The 12,999-nt window shown below is 36.0% G+C and carries 11 protein-coding genes; all 11 read left to right on the top strand.

Annotated features, from left to right (window positions below):
• Nucleotides 1–97 precede the first annotated feature (97 nt).
• The 11 genes from AC3CH7_RS06505 (at nucleotide 98) to pfkB (ending at nucleotide 12,987) form a co-directional block, all read left to right on the top strand.
• Nucleotides 98–1,837: an ABC transporter ATP-binding protein gene (locus AC3CH7_RS06505; protein WP_031418773.1), complete on the top strand. Its 1,740-nt coding sequence runs from the start codon at nucleotides 98–100 to the stop codon at nucleotides 1,835–1,837.
• A gap of 562 nt (nucleotides 1,838–2,399) precedes the next feature.
• Complete coding sequence (locus AC3CH7_RS06500; protein WP_031418774.1) at nucleotides 2,400–3,215, top strand: thermonuclease family protein; 816 nt, start codon at nucleotides 2,400–2,402, stop codon at nucleotides 3,213–3,215.
• Between the two features lie 425 nt (nucleotides 3,216–3,640).
• The gene (locus tag AC3CH7_RS06495) at nucleotides 3,641–4,792 is read left to right on the top strand and encodes a Gfo/Idh/MocA family protein (protein ID WP_012292982.1); all 1,152 of its coding nucleotides are present in this window, start codon (nucleotides 3,641–3,643) and stop codon (nucleotides 4,790–4,792) included.
• An 18-nt stretch (nucleotides 4,793–4,810) separates the two neighbouring features.
• Nucleotides 4,811–5,803, top strand: a complete 993-nt coding sequence (locus AC3CH7_RS06490) for an ABC transporter permease (RefSeq protein ID WP_012292983.1) — start codon at nucleotides 4,811–4,813, stop codon at nucleotides 5,801–5,803.
• 13 nt (nucleotides 5,804–5,816) lie between these two features.
• Nucleotides 5,817–6,695: a carbohydrate ABC transporter permease gene (locus tag AC3CH7_RS06485; protein WP_031418776.1), complete on the top strand. Its 879-nt coding sequence runs from the start codon at nucleotides 5,817–5,819 to the stop codon at nucleotides 6,693–6,695.
• 25 nt (nucleotides 6,696–6,720) lie between these two features.
• On the top strand, nucleotides 6,721–8,331 hold the full coding sequence (locus tag AC3CH7_RS06480) for an extracellular solute-binding protein (protein ID WP_031418777.1): 1,611 nt from the start codon (nucleotides 6,721–6,723) through the stop codon (nucleotides 8,329–8,331).
• 171 nt (nucleotides 8,332–8,502) lie between these two features.
• Complete coding sequence (locus AC3CH7_RS06475) at nucleotides 8,503–9,171, top strand: YesL family protein (RefSeq protein ID WP_012292986.1); 669 nt, start codon at nucleotides 8,503–8,505, stop codon at nucleotides 9,169–9,171.
• Complete coding sequence (nagA, locus tag AC3CH7_RS06470; RefSeq protein WP_012292987.1) at nucleotides 9,168–10,346, top strand: N-acetylglucosamine-6-phosphate deacetylase; 1,179 nt, start codon at nucleotides 9,168–9,170, stop codon at nucleotides 10,344–10,346. The genes AC3CH7_RS06475 and nagA overlap by 4 nt, the downstream gene beginning before the upstream one ends.
• A 69-nt stretch (nucleotides 10,347–10,415) precedes the next feature.
• Nucleotides 10,416–11,147, top strand: coding sequence for a GntR family transcriptional regulator (locus AC3CH7_RS06465; protein ID WP_031418781.1), 732 nt, complete (start codon nucleotides 10,416–10,418; stop codon nucleotides 11,145–11,147).
• 71 nt (nucleotides 11,148–11,218) lie between these two features.
• A complete protein-coding gene (locus tag AC3CH7_RS06460) occupies nucleotides 11,219–12,061 on the top strand; it encodes a class II fructose-bisphosphate aldolase (RefSeq protein WP_012292989.1) in 843 nt (280 codons plus the stop codon).
• The gene (gene pfkB, locus AC3CH7_RS06455; protein WP_012292990.1) at nucleotides 12,058–12,987 is read left to right on the top strand and encodes a 1-phosphofructokinase; all 930 of its coding nucleotides are present in this window, start codon (nucleotides 12,058–12,060) and stop codon (nucleotides 12,985–12,987) included. Before AC3CH7_RS06460 ends, pfkB begins: the two co-directional genes overlap by 4 nt.
• Nucleotides 12,988–12,999: the final 12 nt, after the last annotated feature.

Here is a 12,999-nt window from a genome sequence, read left to right as displayed (position 1 = left end):
ATATTCAACACTATATTGTATAATTCCTATCAGTATTGTAAAGTATGGATTATAGTTGAAAGTAAGTCAATCACAAATTTCAAAAAGGATGGGTCGAATGAGCGAAAAGCTTTTAGAAATCAATAATCTTCGCGTTTCCTTTATCACTGGGGAGACAGAGTTTGAAGCTGTAAAAGATGTAAACTTCCATCTAAATAAAGGTGAAACACTCGGAATTGTAGGTGAATCTGGGAGCGGAAAAAGTGTAACAGCACGTTCCATTATGCGCTTATTACCATCTCCACCTTCATTTTTAAAATCGGGTAATATTATATTTAAAGGTCAGGAGTTAACGGAATTAGCGGAAAAACAAATGGAAACAATTCGTGGAAAAGATATTAGCATGATTTTTCAGGATCCTATGACATCTACAAACCCTACTATAAGAATAGGAGATCAAGTGGCTGAAAGTTTAATCAAGCATCAATCTATGTCAAAGACCGAAGCCTACACAAAAACCATTGAATTATTAAAACTTGTTGGCATTCGTGATGCAGAAGAGCGTTATCGACAATATCCACATGAATTTTCAGGTGGTATGCGACAACGTGTAATGATAGCTATGGCACTTGCATGTAATCCATCACTGCTGATTGCGGATGAGCCAACGACTGCATTGGATGTAACCATTCAAGCCCAAATTTTGAAATTGATGCGAGATATGCAAAAGAAAATGGGCACATCTATTATTTTAATTACACATGATTTAGGCGTCGTTGCTGGTATGTGTGATCGTCTCATTGTCATGAAAGAAGGAGAAATTGTTGAACAAGGGACGACGGAAGAGATTTTTGCGAATGCGCAACATCCATATACCCAAAAATTATTGAATGCGCTACCAAAACTACATGAAAAAAAGCAGCCAAAAGAAATTTCCAATATCCAACCAGGTATTGACCCAAATAAACCTTTGATAGAAGTCACACATCTGTCAAAGGAATTTTCATTAGGCAAAGGCCAAACATTAAGAGCTGTCAATGATTTATCATTTCATATACTTCCAGGGGAAACTTTAGGCTTAGTAGGCGAATCAGGATCAGGTAAATCTACCACAGGCCGAACTATTCTACAGCTTCATCAACCTACTAATGGAGAAGTTTTATACCAGGGGATTCCTGTCACGAGACTAACGAAAAAGCAATTGAAGGCGATGCGTCGCCATATGCAAATTATTTTTCAAGACCCCTATTCATCGTTAAATCCTCGAAAAAAAATCTTAGATATTATTGGGGAAGCTCTTGATATTCATGGCCTAGTGAAGTCACATGATGAAAGACTAGGACGAGTGGAGGAACTGCTTGAGCTTGTTGGTTTGAAGAAAGAACATGCTATGCGCTATCCACATGAATTTTCTGGAGGTCAACGACAACGGATCGGGATTGCGAGAGCATTAGCGGTCGAGCCCAATTTTATAGTTTGTGATGAACCATTATCGGCCCTAGACGTATCCATTCAAAAACAAATTGTGGATTTACTAAAGGAATTACAACAAAAGCTTGGGTTGACGTATTTATTTATTGCACATGATTTATCGATGGTGAAGCATATTAGTGATCGGGTAGCAGTTATGTATGCGGGGAAAATTGTAGAATTGGCTGAAAGTGAAGAGCTATATGCAAACCCACAGCATCCCTATACACGTGCACTATTACAATCCATTCCAATTCCCGATCCAGCGATTGAAAAGCAGAAATATAGTGATGCTGAAAATACAGACGACGTGAAAGTTCACTACGAGGTAGAAAATAGCCAGCTGGTAGAGGTTTCTCCAAATCATTGGGTAGCCGTTTCAACATGATGGCTGTCAAATTATAGGACAATAGAGACAGGTAGCAGGTTTCTACTGAAATGAACAACCTTTAATTAAACTATATTAAAGCATAGGATGGAATATCTACATTACATGTACATATTTATTTGCATAAATAAAATGTAGTTGCATATAATGGAAATTCTTTAATACATTCAAAGAATTATAGAAAAATATATATTTGTTACAAGGGGATTATGTAGTGACTGTACATAATCTTTTTGATTTAGAATAATTTTGAATCTATATAAAAAGGGCTAGGACATGTTATTATTAGTGTAAATAAATAGCTGAGGGAGATAAAAGTGAAACAATCAGATATTAAAACGCTAATAACTAGTGGAACAATTATTTTGGCTGTTGTTTTATATTTAATATTTAAATAAATATATGTATAAAAGTCTTCAGTTGTTACAATGACTGAAGGCTTTTAATTTCAATACAGGAGTATTATAAAAGGTAGGAAGGAAGCTATTTATAGGAAAATTAGTTAACGGAGGAGATTTTTTAATTTTAATAGGGGATATTAATTAGAAAGTAGCGTGTAAATTTGAAGAAAATTATTTTTGCTTTATTCATTTCTACATTGGTTTTGAGTGCATGCACAGAAGAAACTAGTACGAATATCATTAAGACTGACGATATAGAAGATCTAATATCTTCAACGATAGAAAATGCAGAGAAACACGATGTAAGTCAGTTTGAAGAATATGAACTAGAAAGTGTCATTGACGGCGACACAATACGAATAAAATATAATGGAAGCTCTGAAAAAGTTCGTTTTTTACTTGTTGATACCCCGGAAACTAATCATGAGACACTAGGAGAGCAACCATACGGACCAGAAGCTAAAGAATTTACTAAACAACTATTAGCTGGTCAAGATACAGTCTATTTAGAGTTTGACGTTTCTTATCGTGATAAATATAAAAGACTACTTGCCTATATTTATACCAAAGAAGGTATAAGTGTTCAGGAGCAGTTGTTAAAAAATGGATTAGCACGTGTAGCATATATATATAATCCAAATACTAAGCATGTAGATTGGTTTAAATCGATTCAAAAAATTGCACAACAATCAGCTATTGGGATATGGTCAGTTGAAGACTATGTAACAAATCGTGGATACGATAAAGATGTATACGATGCTGCCATAAAAGAAGGAAACCAGTCTAACATAGCTGAGGATAAATCGAATACCAATAACAAGAAGGACAGGTGCGAAATCAAAGGAAATATTAATTCCAAAGGTAACAAAATTTATCATATGCCAGGGCAACGGGACTATGATAATACAGTAGCTGAGGAGATGTTCTGCACTGAAGAAGAAGCAGAAGCTGCTGGGTTTATTCCAGCTAAGCAATAAAATCAAGTATTTCTGCTCCTATAAAATATCTGAGTCAGGTAACCCCTGTGCTCAGATATTTTTTTTGATCAACATGGGTGATTGAGTCTAAAATAGCTAGCGTACTGTTGAAGAACTTGGCATATCCGAAAAAAATTTAAATGAAAAGAGTAGTAGATTGAGCTTTTAAGGAAGGGTTATATTTTCTAAATTTTAGGATGAGTCAACTCATGTGAATAGCTTTGATGCATACAAGCAACCATCATTTAGGTATTGACATACTAAGTATAGGAATTATATATTTATCCCAGTTAAATTTTTTGAATATTCATTATATATTAACTTGTACCTACAACGTGTTGACGTGTAGTTGTGTTGTTATGGATAATTGAGGTTATTTACGTTTATGAATACAGGGCCATAAGGATGAAACGAGGGGGAAAAAAATGAAAAAAATAAGAATAGGTGTTATTGGAGCTGGTTTAAGAGGGGGCTTGGCACAATACTGGCATAAGCCTACCGGGGAATCAGAAATAGTAGCGTTAGCCGATATTTCTCAAGAACGTTTAGAAAAATTTCAGGAGAAATTTGATACACCTTTATTTTTAACAAAGGACTATAAAGAGTTATTAACAAGAGATGACATCGATGCAATTGCGGTTTTATCGCCAGATTATTTACATGAGGAACATATTATTACTTGTTTAAAAGCGGGTAAGCATGTGTATGCGGAAAAACCATTAGCCATAACGGTAGAAGGTTGCGATCGAATATTAGATGCATGGGAAAAATCAGGAAAGCATCTCATGGTGGGCTTTAATATGCGCTATATGAGTATGTATCAAACGATGAAAGGCCTAATTGATTCAGGTGCCATTGGAGAACTAAAGGCAATATGGGTGCGACATTTTGTTGGATTCGGTGGTTATTTCTACTACCACGATTGGCATGGTAATTCAAAAAATACAACCTCTTTACTACTTCAAAAAGGCTCACATGATTTAGATGTCATTCATTGGATTTCAGGGAAATATACGCAGAAAGTATCTGCGTTTGGTAGCTTAGATTATTATGGTGGAAATCAGCCAAATACATTAACATGTCCTACCTGCGATCAGAAAAAAACTTGTCCAGAATATGTTGCCCATACATTTACAGAATGTGCGTTCCGTGAAGAAATTGATGTGGAGGATAATAATATGGTCATGATGGAATTAGAAGGTGGCATAAAGGCTTCTTATTTACAATGTCACTTCACACCAGATTATTCGCGGAATTATACATTTATTGGTACGAAGGGGCGTATTGAAAATGATGATATCAATAATAAAATTTATTTAAAAACACGAAAATCAAATTCTTGGGAGGAACTAAGTAATGTTGTTTACGAAATGAAGCCTGAGGAAGGTAGCCATGGTGGTGCTGATCCAAAAATTGCCCAAGATTTTGTAGAACTCATCCTCTACGATAAGAAACCTTTAACAACGCCATTTGCCGGACGAATGAGTGTAGCAGTGGGTTGCGCGGCTACAGAATCCATTCGTAGCGGAGGTAAGGTTATTGAGATTCAGAAGGAATCTACCATTCTGCAACATTGATAAATAGGGGGTGTAGTCATGACGCTTTTAGATAAAACAACTGTTGAGGAAAAGCCATTTAAAACAAAACGTTTTTTCAAAAAGCAATCAAAGGTAAAGAAAAATCACCTGGTTGAGTGGAAAAAATCTATCAAAAAAAATTGGGAGCTCTATTTATTACTAGCCCCTGTTATCCTTTACTTTCTAGTTTTCCATTATTACCCACTATATGGTTTGCAAATTGCCTTTAAAGATTTTATTGCTACTAAGGGAATTATGGGGAGTCCGTGGGTAGGATTAAAGCATTTTGAACGCTTTTTTGATAGCTACTATTTTTGGCGTTTAATCAGAAACACAATTGGGATTGGCGTATTTACGCTACTTATTTCTTTTCCAATACCCATCATTATCGCCTTGCTACTAAATGAAGTGAAGAGTCTTCGTTTTAAAAAATTTGTACAGACAGTCATTTATGCCCCACATTTTTTATCCACAGTAGTAGTTGTTGGGATGCTATTACTATTCTTAAAATCGGATGGGATGATTAACCAAATGATTATGTTGTTTGGGGGTACACCCGTAGATTTTATTTCAGAACCTACATGGTTTAAATCCATATATGTACTGTCTGATGTTTGGCAAACGATGGGATGGAGTTCCATCATCTATATTGCAGCTTTGGCTGCCGTAGATCCAGCACAGCATGAGGCAGCAATGATAGACGGAGCATCAAAATTTCAAAGGATTATTCATATCAATATTCCTGCGATTTTGCCGACGATTATCATTTTATTTATCTTAAATGTAGGATCTGTCATGGCCATTGGATTTGAAAAAGTATTTTTAATGCAAAATGATTTAAATATGTCGGCATCAGATGTTATATCCACTTTTGTTTATCGTAGCGGAATTTTAGAGGCACAATATAGCTTTTCGGCAGCAGTTGGTTTATTCAACTCTATCATTAATTTTATCCTCCTTATTATGGTTAATAGAATAGCTAAAAAAGTGAGTGATACAAGTTTATGGTAAAGGAGAGATTGACATGAAAGAATCAAAGGGCGATCGTGCGTTTACTATCTTTAATTATATTTTTTTAGCCATTGTAGCAGTTGTTGTTTTGTATCCACTTATTTTTGTTTTGAGTGCTTCTCTTAGTAATCCTGAGTATGTCATTTCAGGGGATCTATGGCTATGGCCAAAGGAATTTACAGTGGAGGCTTACGAAAAAGTATTCCAAAATCCAGATATTATTAATGGATTTATTAACACGTTGAAATACACATTCTTTGGAACGTTACTTAATATCGTGATGACCATTTGTGCAGCCTACCCTCTCTCTCGTAGACATTTGAAAGGAAAGGGCTTTATTATGGCATTTATGGTATTCACCATGTTTTTCAGTGGGGGATTAATTCCTACCTATCTATTAATCCGTGATTTGGGCATGATAAATACATTTTGGGTCATGATTATTCCGAATGCAGTAGCTGTATGGAACATCATTATTATGCGGACATTTTTTCAATCCATTCCATATGAATTAGAGGAATCGGCCATGATTGATGGTGCAGGGAACTTCCGTATTTTATGGAGTATCGTACTTCCATTATCATTACCTGTTATGGCAGTCATGGTTTTATTTTACGCTGTAGGACATTGGAACTCTTATTTCCAGGCATTGATTTACTTGCAAGACCAAGATAAGTTTCCATTACAACTTATTCTGAGGCAAATATTAATTCAAGGACAAGCTGACGATATGATTAAAGCGACGTCAGAAAGCTTTTTAGCTCAAAAACTTAGCGTTGAAGGGTTAAAATACGCAGTTTTAATCGTTGCTAACCTACCAATGTTAATGCTTTATCCATTCTTACAAAGATATTTTGTAAAAGGTGTCATGATTGGTTCATTAAAAGGTTAAAGAACAGGGGCGATTTTAAGTGAAAATGAAAAAAAAGCATGTTTATGGTTTTGTAACAAGCCTGATGTTAGCTGCAAGTTTATTAGGAGCATGTTCGGATAATAAAGAAGCTGGTGGAGTAAAAAGTGATAATATCGATAATTTGAATGTGACGGGTATGCCGATTGCAAAGGAGAAAATTGAAGTCGATGGTTTTGCAGCAAAGTTTTTTGCATCACAGGATTGGAATCATCTAATGTTATGGGAAGAATACGAGAAAATGTCTAACATCCATATGAATTGGACAACGGTTCAGACAGAAGTATTAGCAGACAAAAAGAACTTACTTTTAGCTTCAGGAAACTATCCGGAAATATTTTTTGCATCAGCATTTTCCAAAACAGATTTAATCAAGTACGGTCAACAAGGTGTATTCTTACCGTTGAATGAATACATCGATCAATATGCACCAAATTTTAAAAAGCTATTAGAAGAGTACCCATCTGTCAAGCAAGGTGTGACAATGGCAGATGGAAATATCTATGGCTTTCCAACAATTTACGATCCAAAATTTTCATCACTTCGTGTTGGAGCGCCATGGATTAACCAAACATGGCTTGATAACCTAGGCTTACAATCACCAGAAACAACAAAAGATTTATACAAAGTATTAAAAGCTTTTAAAGAGAATGATCCAAATGGTAATGGTTTACAAGATGAACAAGGCTGGGGAACTGGTTATGGTATTGAACAAATTATTTCTTACTTAAGAGGATCGTTTGGCTTGAATAAGCAAGGAACGATGAATCTGAATTTAGATTTTAAAGAAGGAACTGAGGAATTCCGATTCGTGCCAACGACTGACGAATATAAACAATTACTTGAATATTTAAATAAGCTTTATAAAGAAGGTTTAATTAATAAGGATGTGTTTACGACTGAGCCACAGAAATTTGCGGCAGAAGCAGCAAAAGGAACGTTTGGTATGCTTAGTGAAGTAGACCCTAAAGAGTTATTTAAACTAGATGGTTATACGGGTGCCCAAGTTTTAGAAGGACCTAATGGGGATCGACAATATACTGCAATGACTAATGGTCTTGGGAATCTAGGAATGTTTGTCGTAACAGATAAAGCGAAAAATCCTGAAGCAATGGTTCGTTGGATTGATCATTTATATGGTGATGAAGGGGCTAAAATGTTCTTTATGGGCTTTGAAGGTGTCACTTACGAAGAAAATGAGGATGGAACTATTCAATATATCGACAGTATTACGAATAATCCAGATGGCAAAAACTTAGACCAAGCAATAAGTGATTATCTAACATGGCCAGGTGGTTATTACCCTGGGATTGTTACGCAAAAGTATTTCCAAGGTGCAGAGGCTAAGGAAAATTCTCTTAACAATGCTAAGCAAGTTATGCCATATGCTTTGAAAGATGATGAAATTATTCCAGGGTTAAATTACACTGTGGAAGAAAATGATCGAGTGTCCGCTGTTTTAACAGACATACAAACCTATGTAAATGAAATGACAGCAAGCTTTATTACAGGAAAAGAAAGCTTCGATAAATGGAATGACTATAAGAAAACAATAGAGAAGATGGGCTTGCAGGACTATATGGAAGTGGCACAAGGGGCATATGACCGTTCTAAATAAGGAGGTTCAGATTCTCCCTCAAACTTAACAAGAAAAGGTCACATAGGCTATAAGTTTATCTTGCATAACTGGGCTTATGTGACACTCTCTTGTTCGACCTTCAATGATGGATGTAGGGAGTGTATAAAAAGAAAATATTTAGGAATGCGTTATCGTAGGGAGGTAATGGACATGGAATTGGAAGGGTGGAAAGGTAAACTATACTGGTTTGTAGAGTGGATCACATTGTTAGCGGTGTTACAGTTACTATGGACAGGCTTAGCTTTATTAGGATTGTTGTTATTTGGAGTAGCCCCAGCGACTGTTGCCATGTTTACTACTTTACGTAAAAGGCTACAAGGAGAAGATGATTTAAAACGATTAGTCAAAATCTATTGGAATACATATAAAGCTGAATTTATTCCATCCAATAAAATAGGTATGATTCTACTGTGTGTTGGCTACTTTTTAACGATTAATTTTCAAATCATTTTAACGTTTCATGGCTTACAAGGTCTACTGTTACTAACAGCGTTTATTTCTATTTGTATACTTTTCGGTATGATTGTCGTAAATATATTTCAACTATTCTCCCATTATAATTTGCCAACACTACGCTACTTTGCTGCTTCAATCATATTTAGTATTGCGTATCCATTACAAATGATTAGCAATATTGTAGGGCTTGTAATTCTTTATAAAGTGTATAGCTGGTTGCCTGGCTTAATACCGTTTTTCGGTGTTAGTTTAGCTGCATTATTTTTAACGTGGATGTCATCCCATATATTTAAGAATGAGAGCGAAGTAGAGAAACATACTAATCTACCACATTACTCTGTTGAGAGAGGGATAACCTCATGAATAAAATATGGATTATTAATGCGAATATCGTGATGGAAAATCAAATTATCAATAACGGATTCCTAGTAATGTCGGAAGGGAAAATTACAGTAATTGATCATATGGCTAATTGCCCTACCCTCGCTTTAATAGAGAATGTAATTGACTGTCAGCAAAGAGGCTATATTATCCCTGGAATGATCGATATCCATATACATGGTGCTGTAGGCCATGATTTTATGGATGCGGACTATATTTGTTATTCGAGAATTGCAAAGTATTTAGCCAGTGAGGGAATAACTGCTTTTTTAGCCACAACGATGACAGGCTCTATGACGGAGATTGAAGCTGCTGTTGAGGCACTTGCCTATTATTATAAAAACCAACCGACAGCAGTACCTGAGATGTTAGGAATTCATTTAGAAGGTCCATTTATTAGTCAATTAAAAAAAGGGGCACAATCCGAAGCATATATTTTAAAACCAAATGTGCAACAATTTAATGACCTGTATAATAAGTCTCATCATTCGATTCGTATTGTCACATTTGCGCCAGAGGAAGACAGCAGTTTTGAATTACTACACGAATTAACTAGTAAAGGGGTTATTGCATCTATTGGTCACTCTAATGCTGACTATGATACAGCACAACATGCATTAAAAGCTGGTATTAATCATGCAACACACCTATTTAATGGCATGAGTGGACTGCATCATCGTGATCCAGGTGTTGTTGGAGCAGTACTTTTATCAGAAGATGTGTATGTGGAAATAATTCCAGATAATATACATGTTCATAAAGATTTACTACCAATGGTTTATAAACTGACAGGCTTGAATCGTTTGCTCGTCATTACAGATGGTATGCGTGCAAAGGGGATGCCAGATGGTATGTATCATTTAGGTGGTAATGAAGTAGAAGTAATGAATAATCAATGTATTCAACGTAAAACAGGTTCCTTAGCAGGAAGTGTATTGAATATGAATGCGGCAAGAAAGAACATAGAAGAATGGCTTACACTTTCACTTGCTGAGCAATTACGTGTTGTTTCCTTAAATCAAGCAGAGCATTTAGGCATGGACAATCGTAAAGGGTCTATTGCACTAGGAAAAGACGCAGATATTGTTTGGTTGAATGAGGAAGGGGAAGTAGAGAAAACTTTTTGCTTAGGGATTCTTGCCTTTGAAAAGGATTGATATATCAATAGGCATCCTATTATATAGATGGTATATTGATTACAAAACCTAGAGAAGGAAGGAAAAAAGATGCATTTATTAGATCAATCTAGTGTAATCCCATTATATCATCAACTGAAACAAATTTTATTTGGGAAAATTCAATCAGGTGAATGGAAACCAGGAGATAAAATTGACTCGGAAAATCAATTGATGGAGATGTTCCGTGTTAGTCGAAATACAGTAAAAAAGGCAATAGAGGAATTAGTAAAGGAAGAGAAATTATATCGGATTCAAGGGAAAGGGACCTTTGTTTGCAAGCCTAGACTTGAACAATCTCTTGGAGGGTTTTATAGCTTTAGTCGCATGATTCAAGAAAAGGGATTTAATCAAAAAGATGAAGTATTAGAAATACAGAAGGTATATCCATCAATGAAGGTTAGAACTAATTTAGCATTAGAGGAAAACGAACAAGTTGTAGAAATGAAGCGTTTACGATTTGCAGATAATGAGCCGATTATTTTGGAATCATCTTTTTTACCATTAAGCCTAATTAAGGATATTGAAATATTACGAGAAGTAACGTCTTCGTCCTTATACAGTTTATTAGCCGAACGTTTTAACATTATTGTTGTAAGGGCGAGAGAAGCCTTTGAACCTGTCCTTATCAAGAAAGATGAAGCATCTTTATTGAAAACAGAGGCTGGAAAACCAGCTTTATTACTGGAGCGGACTGCGTTTGACACTTCAGGGAAACCAGTGGAGTTCTGTATTTCGATTGTTAGAGGAGATCGTTGCCGTTTTTATACGGAATTAAATTAAAATTTAATAGTTTGCTTCATTTATTTTTGTTATAGATTATACCAACAACCCATTGAGGGAGGAATTCTATTATGCCATTAGTGACAACTAAAGATATGTTGGAAGATGCTTATAAAAATAATTATGCAATCGGTGCTTTTGGAGCACATAATTTAGAAGTGATTAAAGCTGTAATAGCTGGGGCAGAAAAAGTGGGTGCACCTGTAATTTTGCAAACAACTTCAAGTACTTATAAATATGTAGAGATGCCTTATCTAATTGCGCTAGCAAAAACAGCAGCGGAACAGGCAAAAGTACCGGTGGCATTACATTTGGATCATGGCGAATCTTATCATATTGTGATGGAATGTTTACGGGCAGGCTACACCTCTGTGATGATTGATGGATCTTCCTTACCTTATGAGGAAAATATTTTATTAGTAAAAAAAGTAGTTGAAGCTGCAAGTGCGGTAAATGTGCCAGTTGAGGCAGAGCTTGGAACAATTGGTGGTGTCGAGGATAGTGTAAGCGTAAAGGAAGAGAATGCATTCTTTACTGACCCTAAGCAAGCTGAGCATTTTGTGAAGGTTACGGGAATCCATTCGTTTGCCCCCGCTTTCGGTACGGCACATGGTAAGTACCGGGAAAAGCCAAAATTGTTATTTGAGCTTTTACAGGAAATCCATTGTTCTACTAATATTCCATTAGTTATGCATGGAGCCTCGGGGGTGCCAGAAGAGGATGTGCGTAAATCTTTGAAATATGGAATTGCGAAAGTAAATTTTTCTACGGAGCTTAAAGACTTATTTGCTGAAGAATTAAGAGCTTATTTTAAGGATTATCCAACAGAAAATGATCCAAGAAAGTATTTCCTTCCAGCACGGGAATCTTTAATTAAATTAGTAGAGCAAAAGATTGTGATGTTACAAAAATGATTACTACTTTAACCTTAAACGCAGCCATTGACCAAGTATATGAGCTGGACTCTTTAATGATTGGTCAGACAAATCGTGTGTTACAGAAGTCACAACAAGGTGGTGGAAAAGGGGTTAACGTAGCTCGTGTTATTGCATCACTTGGTGGTGAAGTGAGTATTGGCGGTTTCGTTGGTGGATTAAATGGTAGTAAAATAGCCGAGCTTTTACAGGAGGAAAATCTCCAAACTGATTTCGTACAAATAGTGGAGGAAAGCCGGATTTGTTTAACGATTATTAATCAGCAAACGAAGGAAATGAGCGAGTTGTTAGAGGTAGGACCTACAATTCATGAACAAGAGTGGATAAAAATGTTAAGCTGGATTGAAACACAAGCGGAACATGCTACCTATTTTGTATTGTCAGGAAGCCTACCCCAAGGTATACAGAAAACGGCATATGCAACGATTATCAAATTATTAAAGGAAAAAGGTATTAGAGTCGCACTTGATACAAGTGGCGATGCTTTGAAAAAGGGTATTACGGCAATACCTTTCATCATTAAGCCTAATAAGGATGAAATTGCTCAATTAATCGGTAGGTCTGCTTTGACTCAGGAAGACTTAGTTCATACTGGTGTAAAATTACAAAAAATGGGCATTGAGCATGTATGTTTTTCATTGGGCGAGCAAGGCGCTCTATTTGTTCATCCGTCAGGGGTTTACAAAGTGAATGCACCATCGATAAATGTGGTCAATACAGTAGGAAGTGGTGATGCCTTTTTAGGAGGACTTATTTATAAGCTCTCACATGGTGCAGACCATACAGAGGCATACAAATGGGCTGTTGCCTGTGGCTCAGCGAATGCAGCACATAATGAAATTGCAAAAGTCCAAAGAAAAAATGTGGAAAAGCTTATCGATGAGATACAAATAACTAAAATATAAGAGAAGTAGGGA

The sequence above is a fragment of the Lysinibacillus sp. F12 genome (assembly GCF_057773605.1).
The sequence above is the reverse complement of the archived record's forward strand: the minus strand, read 5'-3'. Positions and strand labels throughout refer to the sequence as shown.

Bases quoted from the DNA above. Each gene is read 5' to 3' on its own strand.
- AC3CH7_RS06505 (WP_031418773.1), top strand. From the start codon at position 98: ATGAGCGAAAAGCTTTTAGAAATCAATAATCTTCGCGTTTCCTTTATC.
- AC3CH7_RS06495 (WP_012292982.1), top strand. From the start codon at position 3,641: ATGAAAAAAATAAGAATAGGTGTTATTGGAGCTGGTTTAAGAGGGGGC.
- AC3CH7_RS06490 (WP_012292983.1), top strand. From the start codon at position 4,811: ATGACGCTTTTAGATAAAACAACTGTTGAGGAAAAGCCATTTAAAACA.
- AC3CH7_RS06485 (WP_031418776.1), top strand. From the start codon at position 5,817: ATGAAAGAATCAAAGGGCGATCGTGCGTTTACTATCTTTAATTATATT.
- AC3CH7_RS06480 (WP_031418777.1), top strand. From the start codon at position 6,721: ATGAAAAAAAAGCATGTTTATGGTTTTGTAACAAGCCTGATGTTAGCT.
- AC3CH7_RS06475 (WP_012292986.1), top strand. From the start codon at position 8,503: ATGGAATTGGAAGGGTGGAAAGGTAAACTATACTGGTTTGTAGAGTGG.
- nagA (WP_012292987.1), top strand. From the start codon at position 9,168: ATGAATAAAATATGGATTATTAATGCGAATATCGTGATGGAAAATCAA.
- AC3CH7_RS06465 (WP_031418781.1), top strand. From the start codon at position 10,416: ATGCATTTATTAGATCAATCTAGTGTAATCCCATTATATCATCAACTG.
- AC3CH7_RS06460 (WP_012292989.1), top strand. From the start codon at position 11,219: ATGCCATTAGTGACAACTAAAGATATGTTGGAAGATGCTTATAAAAAT.
- pfkB (WP_012292990.1), top strand. From the start codon at position 12,058: ATGATTACTACTTTAACCTTAAACGCAGCCATTGACCAAGTATATGAG.